Here is a 20,670-nt window from a genome sequence, read left to right as displayed (position 1 = left end):
GACCCGGTGAGCACCGACGGAGCCGTTCCTCGACCCGCCCAGGGCGGGGCCTACCCCTATGCAGGTCCGATCCGGATCGACTACGCGCCCCAGGCCGACGGCGACCCCGATCCTGGCGAGATCGTGTGGGCCTGGGTCCCCTACGAAGAGGACACGAACGTGGGCAAGGACCGACCGCTGCTGGTGATCGGGCACGGCGATACCCCGGGACACTTCGTGGCGCTGATGCTGTCGACCCGCGACCGAGCAGGGGAACGGGGCTGGGTGTCACTCGGAGCCGGCGCATGGGACCACGAGCGCCGCGAGTCGTGGGTGCGCACCGATCGGCCGCTAGGGATCGCGGACGGTAGCGTGCGGCGGGAGGGCGCCGTACTGCACTCCGACCGATTCCTCGCAGTTCTGGACAAAGCACGGCGAGAACAGCAGGGCGAGAACGTGGACTGAGAGCGACGCGTGCGCCACGCTCGGACCGTTCAGGCGGTTGCACCGAGAGCGACTCCGGATCGCGGAGGATTCTTGCCCGGACGGTACCTACGCACGGGGCACACGAGAAGGCACAGAGTGGGAACAGGATGGAATTACGTATGAAGGACACCGAGGTGACGTTCCCGGCTGGCGAGGTCGTCGGCACGGGAGTGATCCAGGCCTTGGTTCCGCTGCCGGACGGCTCGAGCATAGGTGTCGTCGTGGACACAACCCCGTTCCACCCGGTGGATCACACATGGCCCGACCAGCCCGCCGACGCCGGGACGTTGGCGGGCATTCCGGTGGTGGACTGCGTAGTGGCCGCGCTGTCTCCGGACGGCCAGGTTCTCTTTGGCAGCGCGATCCCCGTTCGTCGCGGTGACGACGACTGGCGCTGGCTCGTGGCCCACGTGCTCCCAGCCGATCGGGCAACCGCACTCTCCGTCGCAGATTCGGTCGATCTTGAAGTCGATGCCGATCGGCGCGGACGGTTGTCCCGGGGCCACAGTGCCTGCCACCTGGCTGCCCTGGCCCTGAATCAGGTGACCGCCCCGTACTGGACCAAGGACGTGGGGCGGCGCGACGACCGCGGATTCCCCGACCTGGATTCCATCGCCATCACGGTGTCCCGCATCGGGCCGGATAGCGCCTACGACGAGTACAAACTCGGCAAGAGCGTGCGCAAGAGGGGCCTGGGCAGCGCCGATCTGCTGGCCGATCTGCCGGCGCTTGCCGACGCCGCCAACTCACTGCTGGCGCAGTGGACCAGCGCCGGTGGACGGTGTCGCATCGACACCGGCGGTGACCTTCGACTGACGGCACGGCGCACGTGGACCGCCCAACTCCCCGAGGGCCCCGCGGCGATCCCGTGCGGCGGCACCCACGTGTCCGACCTGGCCGAGTTGGGCATGGTCACGGTCGTCTACACGCCCACAGAGGCGGGCTTCGCGGTCGAGACCTCCGTGGACGTGACTCGGGGCCAGGCCCTCGGGACATAGTCAGGGACGCGAGTGGGTCGAACCGCGACACGTACCCTGCAAGGCATGAACGCAGTTGTGGAACCGTCCGCTGATGTCTCGCCCGAGGCGCTGCTGGGAGAGGGGACCCGGGTGTGGCACCTGGCGCAGGTGCGCGAGGGCGCGCGGTTGGGCGTGAACTGCATCGTCGGCCGGGGCGCCTACGTCGGCACTGGGGTCCAACTCGGTGACAACTGCAAGATTCAGAACTACGCCTTGGTCTACGAACCGGCGGTGCTGGGCGCGGGTGTCTTCATCGGACCCGCGGCCGTGCTGACCAATGATCAGTACCCCCGGGCGGTCAACCCCGACGGAAGCCTCAAGTCGGCCAGCGAATGGGAGGCGGTCGGGGTCACCATCGGCGACGGCGCGGCCATCGGAGCGCGCGCGGTGTGTGTGGCTCCCGTGCGGATCGGCCGGTGGGCGCTGGTCGCGGCCGGCTCCGTCGTGATCCGCGATGTGCCGGACTTCGGCATCGTCGCAGGGGTGCCGGCCAAGCGGGTGGGCTGGGCCGGTCCCGCGGGACGACCTCTGGACGAGGTGGGGGACGGGGTGTGGCGCTGCCCGGTGACTGGGGTTGAATACGTGCAGAGTGGGGAAAGCCTGACCGAGAAGGCCTGACACCCCACCTGACATCCCAGCGAGTGGAGACCCGCCATGATCCCTGCCGCCCACCCCATCATCGGTGATGACGAACGCGCCGCGGTCGACGCCGTTCTGCGGTCCGGGATGATCGCGCAGGGCCCTCAGGTCGCCGCCTTCGAGGAGGAGTTCTCCGCGCTGGTGCAAGGTCGTGAATGTGTCGCGGTGAACTCCGGGACCTCGGCCCTGCACCTGGCTTTGTTGGCGATGGAGATCGGCCCGGGTGACGAGGTCATCGTGCCGAGCTTCACCTTCGCGGCCACCGCCAACGCGGTTGCGGTGACCGGGGCAACGCCGGTCTTCATCGATATCGACCCCGACACGTTCTGCATGGATCCCGAACTCATCGCACCCGCGATCACCGCCCGTACCCGGGCGATCATGCCTGTGCACCTCTACGGACATCCGGCGGCGATGGCCCAGATCATGGATATCGCCGCGGACCACGAACTGCTTGTCCTCGAAGATGCTGCCCAAGCCCACGCCGCCACGTTGGAGGGTCGCCCGGTCGGGGCTTGGGGCGACGCGGCCGCTTTCTCCTTCTACCCGACGAAGAACATGACGTCGGGTGAAGGCGGGATGGTTGTCACCGGCGATCCTGAACTTGCCCGCATGGTCAGACTCCTGCGCAATCAGGGCATGGAACGGCGCTACCACAACGAGGTGGCGGGGCTGAACAACCGCATGACCGACATCCACGCGGCCATCGGTCGGGTGCAACTCGACAAACTGCCCGAGTGGACTCGCCAGCGTCAGGCAAATGCCAAGGCACTGGACACCGGGCTCACCGGGGTGCGCACTCCGCACGTCGCTGCGGGAGCAGACCACGTCTATCACCAGTACACGATCCGGGTGTCCGGCGACCGCGACCGGTTCGTCGCCGCCCTGGCCGAGAGGGGTGTCGGGTCGGGCGTTTACTACCCGGTCCCGGTTCATCGCCTCCCGACGTTCGCCCTGGATCTTGACCTGCCCCAGACGGCCTCGGCAGCAGCGGAGGTCATCTCACTGCCTGTCCACCCCTCGCTCACGCCAGACGAACTGGAAGCCGTCATTACCGCTGTCAACGCTGTGGCAGCCGAGGTCTCCTGATGGCCGACTTGCGCGCCGGACTGATCGGTCTCGGCATGATGGGCCGCCACCACGCCCGTGTGTTGCGAAGCCTCGATGGCGTCGAACTGGTGGCAGTCGCGGACCCGGTGGGTGATCCCCACGACGTATCAGCCGATCTCGAAGTTCGCGGTGATGTGGATGAACTGCTGGCCGCCGACCTCGACTACTGCGTCATCGCTGTCCCGACGGCCTTTCACCACGGCATCGCCCTGCAGTTGGCGGCGCGCGGGGTCGCGGCGCTGATCGAGAAACCGCTGGCCGCCACCAGCGCAGAGGCCGCTGAGATCGTGGCCGCGTTCGGGGACGCCGGCGTCGTCGGTGGCGTCGGCCACATCGAGCGCTACAACCCGGCACTCCAGCAGGCGCGGGCCCGACTCGAGTCGGGCGACCTCGGCGAGGTGTTCCAGGTGAGCACTCGCCGCACGGGCCCGTTCCCCGCCCGCATCGCCGACGTCGGGGTCGTCAAGGACCTGGGCACCCACGACATCGACCTCACGGCGTGGGTCACCCAGCAACCGTTCGCGAACGTGTCCGCCCGCACCGCACACCGTTCCGGACGACCGCACGAGGACCTGGTCGCGATCACCGGCCAACTGGCCGACGGCACTGTGACCAATCACCTGGTGAACTGGCTGTCACCGTTGAAGGAACGGGTCACCACGATCACCGGCGAGCGCGGGGCGTTCGTCGCCGACACGATTTCGGCCGATCTGACTTTCTACGCCAATGGTCTCGTTCCCACGACTCAGTGGGCCCAGATCGCCGGCTTCCGCGGTGTCACCGAAGGCGACGTGATCCGCTACTCGTTCCCGAAACCGGAACCCTTGCGAACCGAGCACGAGGCGTTCCGCGATGCCGTACTCGGACTCCGAGAGACGACTGTCAGTCTCGCCGAGGGTGCCCGCACCCTGGCGGTCGCCGAGGCCGTCCTCGCGGCAGCCGCCACGGGCGAGACCCAGCAGCTGGTGCCGGGGGAACTCAGCCGATCTTGACGGGCATGTAGGTGACGGTGACCGACTTGCTCACCTGGCGACAGGGCGCGCCGGTGGGCTCGCACACCGTGGTGGGGCCCGACACCGCGAGCTTCTGTCGACCGCGGTACTGGGTCGCGTAGGCGATCTGGAACTTCGCTGCCCCGCGTTGGAACTCGCAGATCGTCAGCGCACGGTCCTGTCCGCATCCGACGAACCGGGTGCCGCGGGTCCACTGCACCAGCGAGTTGTAGGACACGACACCGGGGGCGCCGTCCATCATCTGGATTCCGAGCCATGGGTACGGCTCGCGAACCCACATGTACCAATAGGTGCGTTTGAGTCCATGAGCCCAGGAGTCCAGGTAGGTGCGCATGACCATGGCCTGTTGGAGGCGCGGCTGGGCCTTGCCCAGGTAGTTCGTCTCGGTGTCCCACAACTCGATCCGACTCGGGATCTTGGCTCGCTTGACGGCCGCGACGAGAATGTCGAGCGTCTGGGCTCGTTTGACGACCCCCTCTTCGGCGGGGATCTTGTCCGGGTGCCCCGCGTAGCTGTGGATCGCGACCACGTCGACCGGCCAGCCGCGCGCGGCGAGACCCTTCATGTAGCGGGGGAAGAAGTACGCGAACCAGGCCGGCTGCTCGCCCATCTGGGAGTTGGCCGAGATGACTCGAGCCGACGGATCGAGTTCCTGGACGACGTCGTAGAGGATCTTCGTCATCTGGGCCATCTCGTCGGGGGTCCCCTGCCACAGATACTGCGCAGTGGCCTCGTTCCACGCCTCGTACGCGGAGATTCGGCTCGAATAGCGGGAGATGAACTCACGCAGGAAGGTCCGCCAGTCCTCCATGTCCTTCGGCGCTGCGGTGGAACTCTCGCCCCAGTACTCGCGGGATGGGTTCTTCACCGGCCCTGATGCCGCCCATGCCGGGGTCCCGCAGAAACTGAACATGACGTCGGAGAAGCCCATCTCGCCGGCTGCCTTGTCGATGTATTCATCGGCGACCGACCAGTCGTAGACGCCCTTCTCGGGATTCATCTTCCGCCACAGCGGATAGCAGTTGTGCCGGTAGCTGCCGGCCGTGAGTCCCGGCTTGCCCTGATAGGAGTGGATACCGAACACCCCGGAGTCCAAGACCCCGACACGACGAGGCGGCGGGGTCACGCGGAAGGCCGGCACCTTCGGCTTCTTGCCGGCAACGACGGGCGCCTGCACCTGCCCGGCAGTGCTGGAACCGGAATCGGCGGCAACTGCCGGCGAAGCGGCGAGGCCCCCGATCAGGACGACGACCGCCAGGGGCCACTGGATGAGACGACTGCGAACCACGTCCCTATGATGGACCAGGTTCGCGGAGAACAACTAACTCTCCGTGAAGTTGAGTTGCGCCTGATTTTGGTTACGAATCCATAACAACCGGGCGGGGTGGGGATCGACCTACCCCCAGTAACGGTCAACAGTGAGCACAGCAGTACTCCGACACACCTACGCTGGAATGACGAACACTGGAACAAAGAACACCCACCAACTCCGAACCTCGCTCCAGCCACCCACCACAAGACACAGGCGGTACGAACCGGTGAACTCCCCCAGCAGACGTGTCCTCGGCAGCGTCGTCGCGCTTGGCGCTGGACTGGCCCTCCTGACCGCACCCCCAGTAGCTCAGGCAGCCCCAGCCCAGCCCACCGTGGCCGTCTCGGCTGTGACGAGTCCCGTGCCTCAGTCGGAGTGGTGTGCCCGCCCGCTCAGCCGGCTGGAGTTGTACCGCGGAAGTTCCCGGTTCGATCCGCCCGGCACCCTGACCCTGCTGGACGAGACTCAGCCGATCGACCTGAACACCTTCGAGATCGGCACTTCGCCGTTCGTCGACGTCTCCCGCGTCATGTGGTACCGCTCCTTGCTCTGGCTGGCGGTGGCTGCCGTCGACTTCCAGGAGCAAGGTCGCAACGACCTGGCCGAACAGATGGCCGTGCCCGCGATCCGAGCCGCCCGCAACTTCCCCGACCCCGGCAGCGCCACCCCGGAGTTGACCGACCTGTCGAACTCGATCGGCTGGGACGAAGGGACCACCTTCCGGCGGGCGGAGGCGTTGCTGTGTCTGTCCAGCTACACGGGAGCCGAGCGCATCCGCGACCTTCTGACGATGCATGCCGAAGCGCTCGTCGACCCGAACCGCTATAAGGGACCACCCCAGCGCGAGGTCCACAACCACGGCATGCTCGCCAACCTCGTCCTGCTCGATCTGGCCAAGCGGCTGGATCGCCCCGACTACCGCCAAATCGCGATCGATCGCCTGATCAACGACTCGGCCCAGGTGTTCAGCTCCAACGGCTGGTCCTACGAGGGGTCGACTCTCTACCAGTCGGTCAACGTCGTCGGCTGGCGCGAGGTGGCCGACGACCTGCGTAACCGCGGCTATGCCGCAGAGGCTGCCGCCATCGACCAGCGGGTCAACCAGGCGGCGGAAGTGCTGCCGCACCTCGTGAGCCCCACTGGTCGCATCGCCACCATCGGTAACTCCCGGTTGGATGACGCGGTCCGCCAGCCCGATCCGAACCCGGCCCGTCCGCTCCAGTTCGTCGATTCCGGTGCCGGGGTGGCGATGGGTCGTTGGTCGTGGACCGACACCAACACGACCTACTGGACGGCACTGAACCGTGACCGGCGCGGAGCCCACGGTCACGACGACAACCAGGCCATCACCTGGCAGTCCCAAGGCTTGCCTGTCCTGGTCGACCCAGGTCAGTACGACTACGACGCCTCGACGGATCTCACCGACTGGCTGAAATCCAACGTCGCGCACAACCGGGCCATGCCGGCCAGCAAGTACAAGAACGACCTCAAGGTGCGCTCCCTGAACGTCAAGCGGGACGGCACCCTCGACACCATCACGATGGAGTCGTCCGACAACGGGCCGCCCCAGATCCGCGAGGTCCTGGTCGACGAGGCGCGCAAGTCCCTCGAGGTCATCGACAGCCTGACGTGGGGCAAGCGGGGCCGATTGACGCAGTACTGGCACCTGGCCCCCGAGTGGACCCAAGCCTCCATCAACGGCAATCAGATCATCTACAACGAGCCCGGTGGCAAGGTGCTCGTGGTCACCACCTCCCCCGGTGCTTCCGTCACGCCGGTCGCCTCGTCCCTGGTCGCGCCCTATGCCGGCCTCATCGCGAGCGGGTTCAAGCAGGTCGTCGCCGCACCGGAACTGCGCATCAGCGCCGACCAGAGCCTGAGCACCACCTTCCAGATGTTCACCAGTGCCGCTGCCATCAAGGCGTTGCCGGAGCTGACCGTGACGCCCGAACCGCGTAACAACAAGGCCATGATCCGATGGGCATGGCCTCCGGAGCCGGATGACAAGGCGACCAAGAAGGAGATCGCCGAGTACAAGGCGCTGAAGAAGACTCTGAAGTCCGTCCGTGGTTTCCGGGTTCAACTGCTCGACCCATCGTTCGGTTGGCGCACGGTCGTGGCCGACACCAAGTCGGCGACCAAGTTGCGTGCCGGGGCCCGGAAACTGCAGAACGGCACCAACTACCAGGTCCGGGTCGCGGCCATCACCAAGCGAGGCCTGGGGCCCTACTCCGAGCCCGTCGAGGTGACACCGCGCACAGTTCCCGGTGCACCACTGACGCCGGAACTCGCCAAGTACGGCAAGAAGTACCGGCTGCGGTGGGTCGCCCCGGAATCGGACGGTGGTAGCAGGATCACGGGCTATGTCGTCAAGGCCGGCAGCGAAGAGGTGGAGGCCAAGAAGGCCGGGGTCACCCTGCCGGAACTCCCCAAGGGGCCGGCCACCATCGTGGTGCAGGCGGTCAACGAAGCCGGGTCGGGCGCTCCCCTGCGGGTGAAGGTCACCGTGGCCAAGAACGGTGCCGTGACGCTGGTCGAGTGATCCCCGGACTCACATCCGAGGCACAGCGGGGTGTGGTCGGCACCATGGCATCATGAGCGGGTGACGGGCCCCCACATCGCCGTGGTGAGTTGGGGCTTCCCGCCCTTCCGTGGATCCGGGGCATTTCGACCTCTGGCCGTCGCCAACGCCTTGGCCAAAGTTGGTGCTCGCGTGACTGTGATCGCCGCGGACCGTGAGGTCTTCCTCATCCACTACGGCGCCGACACCAGCCTGGAACAGCGAATCGACGCTCGGATCGCTATGCGGTACGTACCCTTCTATCCCGAAAACGCCTGGCCGGTGATCAACGACTGGGGCCCTGAACGAGCCGGCGACTCCAGCGATCATGCCAAGAAGCGCAACCGCATTGTCCCCGCGTTCCCGGAGAAGGTGTACGACACCTGGCTGCCGCGGATCGACGATGCCCTGCGGCAACTGCACCACGATGATCCCGTGGATCTGATCTGGTCCACCGGATCGCCTTACGGCGATCTTGAGGCCGCAGTGAACGTCGGTTCCGATGACGCGATCCCAGTCGTGTTGGACGACCGGGACTCGTTCCTGGCAGACGTGTTCACCGGGGGCGAGCACAAGTTGTTCGCCGCGCGTCGGCCCTTCGCGGAACGGTGGTTCCGTTGCGCATCGCAGATGTGGTTCGTGAACCCGCCCATCGCCGACTGGCACCGGGATCGCTTCCCCCAGTTCGCGGACAGATTCCAGGTAGTGGAGAACGGCTGGGATCCCGGTACCGTCGATCCGAGCCTCATTCGGGCAACCCCCGGCGACCGACTGCGAGTCGGTTACGTCGGCTTGGTCCCCACGAACTTCCCGATGGACGTGGTCCTGGGTGCGTGGCAGCGGGTCCACGCCGAACTGACCCACCCCGCCGAGCTGCTCTTCATCGGTCCCTTGGGCTACGCCACGGGGTCGCCGGCGTGGCAGGCGGCCGCCGCCCAGATCGCCGCGACCGACGGCGTCTCCTGGCACGGCCACCTCAGCCGAACCGAGATCGCCTCCGCCTATGCGGATCTGGACGTGCTGTTGCTGGCAAAGGAGGGGGGCGTCATGGTCACCGGCGGCAAGACGTACGAATACGGTGCCACCGGACTTCCCATCGCCGGCATCGTCGACCCGCAGTCGGATGCGGTGCGGGTGCTGGCCGGTTATCCCCGGTTCCATCTGACCAGCGCGATGACGATCGACGCGGCCGCGGACACTCTGCGAGCCGCCATCTCCGACTCACGCTCTGGCGACTCGACCGACCTGTCTGCGGCACAGAAATTCGGTGCGAGCCTGAGTCGCGAGGCCGCCCTGGGCCCGGCGCTGGAACAGGTCATGCAGTTGGCGGCCTCGTGATCGTCCTGCTGTCTCGTGACCCAGACATCGACGTCGACCCGAGTTTGGCACTGCTGGGGCCTATCCAGGTGTCTCGCGCCCCCGCCCAGCCGCGCCCCAGCGACGGTCGGCCGCGCAGTTGGATCTGGGCCGACAAGGCGCTGGCCGATCTCACCGCGACCGTGGAGTCCGGTGACGTGACCGCTGTGGTCTGCGCCGACGAGGGATCGCAACCCTTCGCCTGGTGCGTGGCCGAACGGTTTCCCGCCCTGCCTGTCATCGCGGGCCAGGAAACCGCGATGCGAATCCTCCAGACCCTGTCTGAGCGAGGCCTGCCCGCCACCACCGCAAATGTGCGGAGTCTCCTCGACCGTGACCGACTCCCTTGGCCGGACGCTCCCCACTACTTCGTCGATCCAGCGGTGCGACCGCCCTTGGTCGTGTCGTTGGTCAACAACACCGTCGACGTCGACTCCCGGGTCCAAAAAGTCGCGCGCTCACTGTCCCAAGTGGGGTACGACTCGGTCCTCGTCGGCCGCAGCCCGAGAAACGAGCCGCACGGCGACTACCTCATCCAAGAGTCCGTCGTCGTGTTGCGTCCGGCCGTGGCCACGCATCGGCTCGACCGCCAACGCGAGACCCCACCGCCCAGCGCCGTGTCCGGCCTCTTGGGTGCCCCCCACCGACAGTCGCCCGGTCGGATCGCACGCCGCCTCGATGCCTACCGGGAACGGCTGAGCGACCGGGACCGGCAGGAGTTCCTCAGTGGCTCCCCCAGCAGCCGATCCCTGCGCCGCCGGGCACGCCGAATCCAGGAAGGCGAGGAGTCCGCGCGTTCCGCGTTTCCGGCCGTCAGCGACTACGCAGATGCCTTCACACCCATCGTGGTGCAGTTGCGCCCGGACATCATCCACGTTCACGACCCGACTCTGATCCCCACTGCGATTGAGGCCCGGCGGGTGCTCAACAGAGCTGGTCATCGGACGAAGATCGTCTTCGACGCCCACGAATGGACGTTGGGCATCAAACGCGACCATGCCCTGCAGGTCGCAGCCCTGGCTCGCTTGGAGTCCGAGCACATGAGCGACATGGATGCCGTCATCACGGTCTCCGACCCGATCGCCGACCGAATGGTCGAGCACTTCCATCTCGCCGACCGCCCTGCCGTGGTCACCAACTCCCCGGTCGCGACAGACAAGACAGCCACGTCGGACGTTCGCAGCGACTGTGGTCTGCCACCGCAGACCCCACTGCTGGTCTATACGGGCACCATCCTGCAGACGCGAGGGGTGGACCTCGCGCTCAAGGCGCTCGTCCAACTGCCGGACACCCACCTGGCCCTCATCAGTCGGCGCAGCAAGACCACCAAGGAGATTCTCGAGTCAGCTCGCGAGCTGGGCATCGCAGATCGGGTCCATCGCCTCGACTACGTTCCGGCAGACGTCGTGCCGGCCTATCTGAAGACAGCCGACATCGGGATCATCCCTTTCCGACCCCACGGCAACTCGGATCTGGGGATCCCCACCAAATTCCGCGAGTACATCCTGGCCGGGCTGCCGATCGTCGCCACCGATATCGGACTGTCCGGCGCCGAGGTCAAGCGAACCGGCATTGGTGAGGTGTGTGCCCCGAACGCCCCCGACGAGATGGTCCGAGCAGTCCGCACCGTGTTGGCCGACCCGTCGCGCTACCGCGCCCGAATCACCGAGGACATGCGCCGTGCCAACTCCTGGCAGAGCCAGGAGAGCGTCCTGGCGGCGCTGTACGAGCGGGTGACACCGAAGCCTCCGGTCCCGATCGAGGCACCGACCGGTGTGCTGATCGGGGGCGTGAACTCCGCCGGACAGGGGTACGCCTGGGCGCGGGCGCTGCGAGCACGCGGGGTGGACGCCAAGTCGCTGGAACTGCGGTTGCCGGAGAACCCCTTCGAGTATCCCGCCGACGTCGTCATCGCGCGGCGCTCGGCCGAGACCCTGCAGCGCCAGGTCCAGCTCATGTTCCGCGAACTGCTGTCCGCGCAGTCCATCATCTTGGAATCAGGGCGGGTCATCGCCGCACCCGAGCCCGGCACTCCTCCCGCCCGGCGCCGGGGATTTCGCGAAGCCCAGGCACTGGCAGACTCCGGGCGCAACGTCGGGCTGATCTTCCACGGGTCGGAACTGCGCCGTCCCGACCTGCACGCTCGGACTCACCGTTGGTCACCGTTTCCCGACCCCGGCTTCGCCGAGGTGACCAACGAGTTGCGTACGCGTGCCAGGGTCATCCACGAACAGTTGGCGTCGTGGGAGGGTCCCGTCATGGTGAGCACCCCCGACCTCGTCGGCCAGAACCCGGCCGCCCGATGGGTTCCCGTGGTCATCGACGTCGACCGTTTCGCTGCCCCCGAACGGCGCCCACCCCACGGTGTCCCGGTGGTGCTGCACCTGCCGTCCAAGTCCATGCTGAAGGGCTCGCGGTACATCGACCCCGTGCTGCAGGAGTTGGCCGACGCCGGCGTGATCAGGTACCGGCGGCTGACGAATGTGCCCCATCACCGGGTGCCGGAACTCCTGCGTGAATCCGACATCTTCGTCGACCAGTTGGGAATGGGGATCATGGGGGTCGCCGCCGTCGAAGCCATGGCCAGCGGGATTCCGGTCGTCACGGATCCGGGACCCGAGGCGCTGGTCGCCTACGGCGAAGATGTGCCCCTGGTCTCGGCGGATCCGACCACGATCGCGCAAGCGATCACCGACCTCGCGGCCGATCCCGAGACCTGGCAGCAACTGTCGGCGGCGGGACCGGAGTTCGCGCGCCGACACCACGACGGCCGCCGATCCGCGCGGTCCATCATCGATGCGATGGGCCTCAGCGGCCCGGGAACGGACTGACTCATGCTGGTCACCAGCGTCGTAGGGGCGCGCCCGCAGTTCGTGAAACTCGCTCCCGTGTCCGAGGCGTTCGCCGCCGCGGGAATCGATCATCGGATCATCCACACGGGACAGCACTACGACGAGCGGATGTCGCAGGCGTTCTTCACCGATCTCGTCATCCCGCCCCCAGATCACAACCTCGAGGTCGGATCAGCGGAGCACGGCGTCCAGACCGGTCAGATGATGATCGGCCTCGAGCCGCTCCTGATGGCCGAACGACCCGACTGGGTCCTCGCGTACGGCGACACCAACTCCACCCTTGCCGCCGCCGTCGTCGCGGTGAAACTGCATCTGCCGCTGGCGCACCTCGAGGCCGGGTTGCGCTCGTTCAACCGCCGCATGCCCGAGGAACACAACAGGGTGCTGACCGACCACGCCGCCGATCTGCTCCTGGCGCCGACCCGCCTGGCCATGGATCACCTCGCGGGCGAGGGCCTCGCACAACGCAGCCGACTGGTGGGCGACGTCATGGCCGACGTGTGCCTGCGGGTCGCCCAGCAAGTAGGTCCGCCGGCTTTGCCCGACGGCATCGACCCCGACCGTCCGTACCTGGTTGCCACAGTGCACCGACCCGACAACACCGACGACCCCACGCGCCTGACCCGCATCATCGCGGCACTACGGGCCCAGCCCGTACCAGTCGTCCTGACTGCTCACCCGCGACTCGTCGCCAAATGCGCGGCCTCCGGGATCGCCCTGACCGGTGGCGCGCTGCACCCGGTCGCGCCCTTCGGCTACCCGGACATGGTGGCCGCAGTGCGAGGAGCTACCAGCGTGGTCACCGACAGCGGTGGCCTGCAGAAGGAGGCCTACCTGTTGGGGACTCCGTGCACCACTCTGCGGGCGGAGACCGAATGGGAGGAGACCGTGTCGGCGGGCTGGAACCGGCTCGACCCGGACCTGTCAGACGCTCGCTGACTGGGCCACACCCCTGGTGCCCGCATCCGGGGTCCGGGATCTGTATGGCTTGGGACACGCGGCCGAGGCCGTCGCGCAATCCCTCTTGAACCCTCACATCTGAGCCCTCTTGCATCCTGACATCTGAGCAAGGCGAGCACGGTCGACCGTTGCCCAGCGTCACCGGCAACTGCCCGGACCGATTCGCTGCACGCATGCGCCGGCCGCTGCGCCCTCGCCACGGCGAAGACGAGTTCATCCGGGTTCGGCCCGTCGCCTAGTCTGGACGGATGCGTATCGCAGTCGTCGCCCTGGGCAAGATCGGTCTTCCGCTGGCGGTGCAGTTCGCGCGGAGCGGCCACACCGTGATCGGGGCTGACGTCGACGCTGACACCGTGGCAATGGTCAACGCGGGTCAGGTGCCCTTCCCCGGCGAGGCTCATCTCGCCGAGTACCTCGCCCAGGTGGTGTCGAGCGGGTTGCTGTCCGCCACTACCGACACGACCGAGGCGGTGCGTGGCAGCAATGCGGTTGTCCTGGTGGTGCCCCTGTTCGTGGATGACAACGGGGTCCCCGATTTCGCCTGGATGGACAACGCCACCCAAGCGGTGGGCCGGGGGCTGCAGCCAGGCACCCTGGTCTCGTACGAGACGACCTTGCCGGTGGGCACCACCCGCAACCGGTTCGGTCCCATGCTGGCCGAGGAGTCGGGCCTGACGCCGGGTGCCGACTTCGATCTGGTCTTCTCGCCGGAAAGAGTGTTCACAGGTCGCGTGTTCGCGGATCTGCGCAGGTACCCCAAGCTCGTCGGGGGCATCAACGCGACGAGCACCCAGGAGGGCCTCAGCTTCTACTCCCAGGTCCTGCAGTTCGACGACAGGAACGACCTGCCGTACCCCAATGGTGTGTGGGACCTGGGATCGGCCGAAGCCGCAGAACTCGCCAAGCTCGCCGAGACCACCTACCGCGATGTCAACATCGCCTTGGCGAACCAGTTCGCCCGCTTCGCCGACAAGCACGCCATCGACATCGACCGCGTGATCGACGCCTGCAACTCGCAGCCGTTCAGCCACATCCACCGACCGGGCATCGCCGTGGGTGGCCACTGCATCCCGGTGTATCCACGGCTGTACTTGTGGAACGATCCCGAGGCCACCGTGGTCCGGGCCGCGCGCGCCGCCAATGCCGAGATGCCGCAGTACGCAGTCGGGATGCTGGCCCAACTGCATGGTGATCTGACTGACCAAACCGTGGTGGTGCTGGGTGCGAGTTACCGGGGCAAGGTCAAGGAGACTGCTTTCTCCGGGGTCTTCGCGACCGTCGCAGCCCTGGCCGACGCCGGTGCGGTCCCCAAGGTGCAGGACCCGATGTTCTCCGACGATGAGCTGCGGACATTGGGGTTCGAGCCCTACCACCTGGGCGACCCGGCCGACGCTGCGATCGTTCAGGCCGACCACCCGGAGTACCGGGACCTTGGGGTCGAGCAGTTGCCGGTTCGGACCATCGTCGACGGGCGACGCGTGCTGAATCCGATGTCGTTCCCCGGTGTGCCGATGACGGTGATCGGCGGCGGAGGCTCCTGAATTCACGACCGAGGATCGCCGGCTGTGTCCGCACTTCGGACTGGCGGAACGGACCGCTGCCGCCGACCCCCGTGAGTCTCGTGACGTTCCGCAGTTCAACAACTACGGAACGTCACACACTGGCCCTGGTATCTGGGCCGCCTGCTACTCTCCGTGAGTTGTCCACAGTTGGATTGGAAAGGATCACGTCATGCCGCGTAGGAACACCTTCGCGCGCTCCCGGGCACTGCTGCTCGCGCTCACCCTGGCACTCGCTGTGGCCGCTCTGGCGGGTTTGCCGCGGGCCCAGACCACGGCAACCGCTGCGACCAAGCCCGACGTCATCATCATCCTGACCGACGATCAGCGGGCCGGCACCGAGCAGGGAATGCCCTTCACGTGGGACTACTTCTCCACCCTCGGGACCTACTACCCCAACGCACAGGTACCGACCAATCTGTGTTGTCCCTCTCGAGCGGCCCTGCTCACAGGCCGCTACGCGCATGAAACCAACGTCTGGACGAACTTCAACAACGACCGCGGCGGATACGAGGCTTACCGACCCCACGAGAACAACGCCCTGCCCAAGGCTCTGCAGGAGCAGGGATACGAGACCTCGATGTACGGCAAGTTGCTGAACGGGTTCTCCGGCTACAAGACCGATGCCACAGGGTGGGACAACCTGCACCAGTTCGTCAAAGCCGACTACTGGGGATCGGTCAACGGGCTGCCCGGAACGGGATACACCACCGACACACTCCGTAATGGCGTCACCCAGCAACTGGCCAACGCCGACCCGGACACACCCCAGTTCATCTGGTTCTCTCCGTACGGTCCCCACGAACCCTTCGATGCCGGCCCCTATCGGGCGACGACAGCGACTCGAGACCGCATGCTCCAGGCCGGTGGCTACCGTAACCCGTCCTTCAACCAGCGCGACATGTCGGGAAAACCCCGCTGGCTGCAGTCGACCCACCGGCTCGGTCAACGCCGCTTGGCGACCATCGACCGGCAGGTCCGCCAGCAGGCAGACACCTTGATGGGGATCGACGAGGCGGTTCGGCAGATCGTCGAGACTCAACAGACGTACCGAGACCTGTCCAACACAGTGATCGTGTACATGTCCGACAACGGCTATGCGTGGGGGGATCAACGACTACTGGGCAAGCGGTACCCCCACCGTTCGATCAACGCGGTTCCGCTGATGATCAAGTACCCCGACCACATGTATCGGGTGGGAACCGACAACCGATTGATCAACAACGTCGATGTCGCCGAGACGATCGCCGCCATCACCGGAGCCAACGTCCAGACCAGCGGCGTCAACGCGCTCGGGGACCAGAAACGACTCGAGCTGCTGCTCGAGGCCACCCCGTATGACGGCGGTCAAGGTGCCCCTCACCCTGGCTACTGCGGCGTCCGCACGACGCGGATGCAGTACGTGTACTACGGCGACCGGACCGAGGAACTCTATGACAACCTGCGGGACCCTTGGCAGGTCGAGAACCTGGCCGACCGACCCGCCTACACGGACACCAAGATGAGACTGCGAGCCGCAGCCATCGCCGCGTGCGAAGGCACCTACCCCGCGATTCGGAAGTTCAAATTCAAGCGACGCTGAAAGTAACCGCGGACACCTACCGGGCACCTACGATCGGACCATGATGCCGGGTCCCGCCATATGCCGTGGGCCAGGCGTTCGCCGTGGGACCGGCAACCGATGAGTACCGTCCAACAGCTGGTCAACCACCGCGAGACCGTCGGCTTGATGGTCCGGCAGGACCTCAAGCGCTACTACGGCCGCTACCGGCTCGGCCTGCTGTGGACCATGGGCGAGCCGCTGCTGCAGGCGACGTTCATGTGGATCGTCTTCGCGTTCCTGTTCGGGTCGACCAAGGGCATCACCCAGACCCCCTTCATCTTGTACCTGATCACCGGGCTGCTCCCGTTGGGGTGGTTGAACAAGTCGGTGGGGGGCGGCCCCAAGATCTTGCGTCGCTACGGCCGCCAACTGGTGACCAGCAAGCTCCCCGCCGTTGTCTGGCCCATGCGACTGGTCCTGTTTTCGATGGTCGACATGATCTTGGCCTCGCCCGTGGTCGTGATCATCGTGATCGTGTTCCGACTGTTCACCGGGGAGCCCAACGTCGGCTGGGGAGTATTACTGATCCCTGTCGGCCTCGTCTTCCAGTTCGTCTTGTGCCTCGGATTCGCGATGATCGGAGCCGCGCTGGCAGTCCACTTCCCCGACGTCGAACGTATGACGAGCCTGGTCAATCGGTTCTTCTTCTGGATGAGTCCGGTGATCTGGTCGCAGCGCAACTTCCCGGAGTGGCTCACCCCGTGGCTCTACCTCAATCCCTTCCACGGAATCCTCGACTGCTACCGGGCCGCGTTCTGGCCGGAGATCCTCACCAGTTGGACGAACTACGTGATCTCCGCCGTGGTCACCGTCATCATCTTCGTCATCGGTCTGATCCTGATGCGCTCGCGCACCGCCGAGATGCGGCGGCTCTTCTGATGCTCACCCTGACCGATGTCGGCGTGCGCGTGGTCGAGATGAAGCAGCGCAAGAGGCGTGAGAACGTACCCACGGTCCTGGGCCAACAAGTGAAGGAACGGACCTGGCCGGTGCGCCACCTCAACTTTCACCTCGAGGCGGGTGAGGCCGTGTTCGTCCTCGACATCGCCAACCACCGACCCGCGCTGTTCCTGCGACTGGTCACGGGCCTGCTCGCCCCCGACGAGGGAACGGTCACCTTGCCACGTCGCTCGCTGTTGTCCGTCGCCCCGAGTCGCAAGCAGCTGAAGTACCTGTCGGTCGAGCAGTCGCTGAGATTCATCGCCGGCTGCTGCGGACTGTCCGACCGCGCCATAGACCGCAAGTTCGACGACATGGTTGAGTTCGCCGGAGTCTCACGGCTTCTGCACCGTCAGAGCCAGTCCCAGCCACGGCACGTCCTGGCCCAGATCGGTTTCGCGGTCGCCACGACCGCGCCGGTGGATCTGCTTGCCTTCGACCGCACGGCGATCGTCGGGGACAAGGAGTTCCGCGCCAGATGTATCCAGCGCCTGAATGAGCTGAAGGCGGCCGGCAAGGGGCTGGTCATCTACTCCCAGGATGTCCGCCAAGTCCGGGCGGTCGCCGATCGCGGACTGGTCCTGGACGGCGACAAGTCCTCGGAGTTCGATCCCGACATGTTCGCTCGCATGGTCATCGACGACAAGCAGGGCCGGTGGCAGCAGAAGCGAAAGCGGCGTCGGCGCGGCGACCGCAAGGAGCGCTGACGGCGTCCGACCTTGGCTCTGCAACCATGGGGACCTACCCCACATCCTCCGGGGAACGCCGCTTCAGCACTCGAGCGATAGTGCGCATCTGCATCGCTGAGGAGGCTACCAAGCCCACGAATCCGATGACTCGAAGGTAGAGCCCGCCCCCTTCCTCCGCAGCGAGTTCGCTGGCGATCAGTATCAGCGCGGAACCGATCAGCCCCGCCATTCCCAGAGTCGCCCAGATCACCCGATCCAGCCATTGGTCGATATGGATCCGGTCCTTGCCCGCGTAGCGCTCGATCTGCAACCCGAGACGACCACTACGCAGTTGCAGTCCCACGTCCTCGGTCAGTTGCGGCAAAGGGCGCAGAGACGGCAAGGCCCGCAGCAGCTCTTGCTGCGCGATCTCCTGCACGGTCCCGGGGGCCGGCTCGGCCCCGATGAGGCGTTGAGCCTCGGTGGCCATGCGATATCCCGACGAGATCTCCCGCAAGGTTCCCTCGAGAGTGACGGCGGAGCGACCCAGGACGGTGAGTGCCGTGGGCACCTTGACGTCGTGGCGGCGCAGCACATGGACGACTTCTGCGATGGCGGTCGGACCGAAGCCCTCCCCCTCGACCTGGGTCAGAACCTGGCCCATGTCGAACTCCAGACTCGGGATGTCCAGGGACTCCCCGGCCCCGCCGGCGATCCGACGAACTGCCCGCGCCAGCACACCGGGGTCGCGCAGGGTGAAACCGATCGCCATCTGCTGCAGCGCCTCGATGGTGATCGGATCCAGGTGACCGACGGCTCCGTAGTCGATGAACCACAACTCACCGCTGGAGTCGATGAGGATGTTCCCCGGGTGCGGATCGGCGTGATAGACGCCGTCGTGCAGAACTTGATCCAGGAACGAGCGGAGAAGTCGATCCGCCAAGACCCTTCGCTCAACGGGGACAGCGTCGACGGCGGCTTGATCCGACACCGGAGCACCGCGCACCTCCTCCATGACCAGGACTCGCCTCGTGGTCAACAACTGGAAGACCTCGGGGAAGGCGACCCCGTCCTCCTCGTTGCTGTGCCGGCGCATCGCGGCGTTGTTGGCGGCTTCCCGGTTGAAGTTGAGTTCCTGGCTGACGCTGTTGATGAGCTCCTGAGCCAAATCCACGATTCCCAGCGCCCGAGCCGAGTCCGAACCGCGCTCCAACTGGCGGGCGCCCCACAGCAATACTCGTCCGTCGCGGTCGACGATCTCGTCGATGCGGGGGCGCTGGATCTTGACGATGACGTCCTGTCCGTCACGCAGTCGGGCTCGGTGGGTGACGCCGATGGAGGCAGCGGCCAACGGTTCGTCGTCGAACCACTCAAAGGCGGTCTCGTAGGCGTCGGCGAGTTCGGCGGCCAGCACCTCGTGGACCACGTCGGGGGGCAGCGGCTTCACGGCGGTGCGCAGTTCGGCGAGTTCGGACGTCACGGTGGAGGGCAGCAGGTCATCGCGACCTGCGGCGATCTGGCCGAACTTGATGAACATCCCCCCGCACTCTTCGAGCGTCAGCCGCAGAGCTCGGGCCCCTTCCGGGGTCGCGAGCGCCGCCCGGGATGCGTACTCGCGGCCCACCAGGCCGTTGCGACGCGCGGCCATGGCGATTTGCCACAGCCGCTGCACGAGAGCGAACTTCGCACCGATCCACCGGAACGGTCGGGGCGGACTGCGCAGCAGACTGCGCTTCTTGCCGTGCTTGGGCCGCAGGATCGCCTCGATCACGATGCTGGCCAGCATCGTGACCAGCAGCACGTAGCCGACGAATCCGACCCCCAACCGCACCAGGTCATCCGGATCGCTGAGATTGTCCAGGTCGCCGAACTGCGCGTAGACCAAGGCGTATCCGGCGAGCAACCCGATCAGTCCCGCGAAGAGCGCCCGCCAGAAGCCGCGTTTCACGCCCAGTAGGCGTCCTGACACCCAGCCGATCACCAGCAGGAACAACGCGGTGGAGACGAAGTCCATGTCGAAGGTCACCTGCAAGGGCTCGTTGTCCATCACCCACCTCCGGAGGCGATCCTTCCAGGAACGGGTCACCCGTCGTCGAGGGTTTCACGCACGAGTGCTGCTCCGTTCGGGAGGAACCCTTCTGGCCCCACCCTGCGTTCGGGCAGGACAGGCGCCATGCTGGGAGCGTGGACCCGCTGGAGTTGCCCAAGAAGATCATCGGATCGGCATCGAACAAACTCGACGAGGCGGTGCGCAGCCCCGAGGCCGCGAAACGTGTCTCCGATCTCGAGGAGCGGTATGCGGCGCATCGGCGCAGCCAGAAACTCGAGGAGGGGACGCTGCGCGGTATCCGCGTGATCGTGCACCGGGGATGGGTCGCGCAGGGGTCCGCCAGCGTCCATGTCCGCGTCATCGAGACACCCCGACTCCCTGAAGGCAGCCGGATCCCCTACTGGGATGTGCTCACGGCCAACGTGCGACGGCACGGCGCGTTGGCCTTCCCCGACGTCAAGTTGCGCGCCCAGTTGGGCAAGGCCACCGCCGAGGGAGTGACCGACCGACACGGCTACGCGGCGATCCATCTCCCCGTACCCAAGCTGTCGCCGGGGTGGCATGA

At 66.4% G+C, this 20,670-nt stretch carries 16 protein-coding genes; 14 read left to right on the top strand and 2 right to left on the bottom strand.

The annotated features are described in order from the left end of the window. Positions 1-6 precede the first annotated feature (6 nt). From V9E98_12810 to V9E98_12790, 5 genes are all read left to right on the top strand, one after another. Positions 7-444, top strand: coding sequence for a type II toxin-antitoxin system PemK/MazF family toxin (locus V9E98_12810; GenBank protein MEI2717846.1), 438 nt, complete (start codon positions 7-9; stop codon positions 442-444). A gap of 140 nt (positions 445-584) precedes the next feature. Continuing rightward, on the top strand, positions 585-1,463 hold the full coding sequence (locus V9E98_12805) for a hypothetical protein (protein ID MEI2717845.1): 879 nt from the start codon (positions 585-587) through the stop codon (positions 1,461-1,463). A 45-nt stretch (positions 1,464-1,508) separates the two neighbouring features. Then, on the top strand, positions 1,509-2,102 hold the full coding sequence (locus V9E98_12800) for an acyltransferase (GenBank protein MEI2717844.1): 594 nt from the start codon (positions 1,509-1,511) through the stop codon (positions 2,100-2,102). 36 nt (positions 2,103-2,138) lie between these two features. Continuing rightward, positions 2,139-3,212, top strand: coding sequence for a DegT/DnrJ/EryC1/StrS family aminotransferase (locus tag V9E98_12795; protein ID MEI2717843.1), 1,074 nt, complete (start codon positions 2,139-2,141; stop codon positions 3,210-3,212). Further along, positions 3,212-4,225: a Gfo/Idh/MocA family oxidoreductase gene (locus V9E98_12790; protein ID MEI2717842.1), complete on the top strand. Its 1,014-nt coding sequence runs from the start codon at positions 3,212-3,214 to the stop codon at positions 4,223-4,225. The genes V9E98_12795 and V9E98_12790 overlap by 1 nt, the downstream gene beginning before the upstream one ends. Here V9E98_12790 and V9E98_12785 read toward each other — a convergent pair. Then, a complete protein-coding gene (locus V9E98_12785) occupies positions 4,212-5,534 on the bottom strand; it encodes a hypothetical protein (protein MEI2717841.1) in 1,323 nt (440 codons plus the stop codon). The genes V9E98_12790 and V9E98_12785 overlap by 14 nt on opposite strands. 250 nt (positions 5,535-5,784) lie before the next feature. On the opposite strand from V9E98_12785, the gene V9E98_12780 reads away from it, so the two are divergent. The 8 genes from V9E98_12780 (at position 5,785) to V9E98_12745 (ending at position 18,094) form a co-directional block, all read left to right on the top strand. Continuing rightward, positions 5,785-8,100, top strand: a complete 2,316-nt coding sequence (locus tag V9E98_12780; protein MEI2717840.1) for a heparinase II/III family protein — start codon at positions 5,785-5,787, stop codon at positions 8,098-8,100. 60 nt (positions 8,101-8,160) lie between these two features. Continuing rightward, positions 8,161-9,456 carry a hypothetical protein gene (locus tag V9E98_12775; GenBank protein MEI2717839.1) on the top strand — a complete coding sequence of 432 codons (1,296 nt, stop codon included), beginning with the start codon at positions 8,161-8,163 and terminating at the stop codon, positions 9,454-9,456. Further along, entirely contained in the window at positions 9,453-12,305 is a 2,853-nt protein-coding gene (locus V9E98_12770; protein MEI2717838.1) for a glycosyltransferase, read from the top strand. Before V9E98_12775 ends, V9E98_12770 begins: the two co-directional genes overlap by 4 nt. Before the next feature lie 3 nt (positions 12,306-12,308). After that, positions 12,309-13,265 carry a UDP-N-acetylglucosamine 2-epimerase (non-hydrolyzing) gene (gene wecB / locus V9E98_12765; protein MEI2717837.1) on the top strand — a complete coding sequence of 319 codons (957 nt, stop codon included), beginning with the start codon at positions 12,309-12,311 and terminating at the stop codon, positions 13,263-13,265. A gap of 269 nt (positions 13,266-13,534) precedes the next feature. Further along, positions 13,535-14,827 carry a nucleotide sugar dehydrogenase gene (locus tag V9E98_12760; protein ID MEI2717836.1) on the top strand — a complete coding sequence of 431 codons (1,293 nt, stop codon included), beginning with the start codon at positions 13,535-13,537 and terminating at the stop codon, positions 14,825-14,827. A gap of 190 nt (positions 14,828-15,017) precedes the next feature. Beyond that, the gene (locus tag V9E98_12755) at positions 15,018-16,427 is read left to right on the top strand and encodes a sulfatase-like hydrolase/transferase (protein ID MEI2717835.1); all 1,410 of its coding nucleotides are present in this window, start codon (positions 15,018-15,020) and stop codon (positions 16,425-16,427) included. A 99-nt stretch (positions 16,428-16,526) separates the two neighbouring features. Then, on the top strand, positions 16,527-17,327 hold the full coding sequence (locus tag V9E98_12750; GenBank protein ID MEI2717834.1) for an ABC transporter permease: 801 nt from the start codon (positions 16,527-16,529) through the stop codon (positions 17,325-17,327). Continuing rightward, on the top strand, positions 17,327-18,094 hold the full coding sequence (locus V9E98_12745; GenBank protein MEI2717833.1) for a hypothetical protein: 768 nt from the start codon (positions 17,327-17,329) through the stop codon (positions 18,092-18,094). Before V9E98_12750 ends, V9E98_12745 begins: the two co-directional genes overlap by 1 nt. Before the next feature lie 34 nt (positions 18,095-18,128). Here V9E98_12745 and V9E98_12740 read toward each other — a convergent pair whose 3' ends face one another. Beyond that, the gene (locus V9E98_12740; protein MEI2717832.1) at positions 18,129-20,102 is read right to left on the bottom strand and encodes an AarF/UbiB family protein; all 1,974 of its coding nucleotides are present in this window, start codon (positions 20,100-20,102) and stop codon (positions 18,129-18,131) included. 137 nt (positions 20,103-20,239) lie between these two features. Here V9E98_12740 and V9E98_12735 point away from each other — a divergent pair. Next, positions 20,240-20,670, top strand: a 431-nt coding sequence (locus tag V9E98_12735; GenBank protein MEI2717831.1) for a hypothetical protein, incomplete at its 3' end; no start/stop codon positions are given.

The organism is Candidatus Nanopelagicales bacterium (assembly GCA_037045355.1).
In the GTDB taxonomy this organism is placed as follows: Bacteria; Actinomycetota; Actinomycetes; order S36-B12.
The sequence above is the reverse complement of the archived record's forward strand: the minus strand, read 5'-3'. Positions and strand labels throughout refer to the sequence as shown.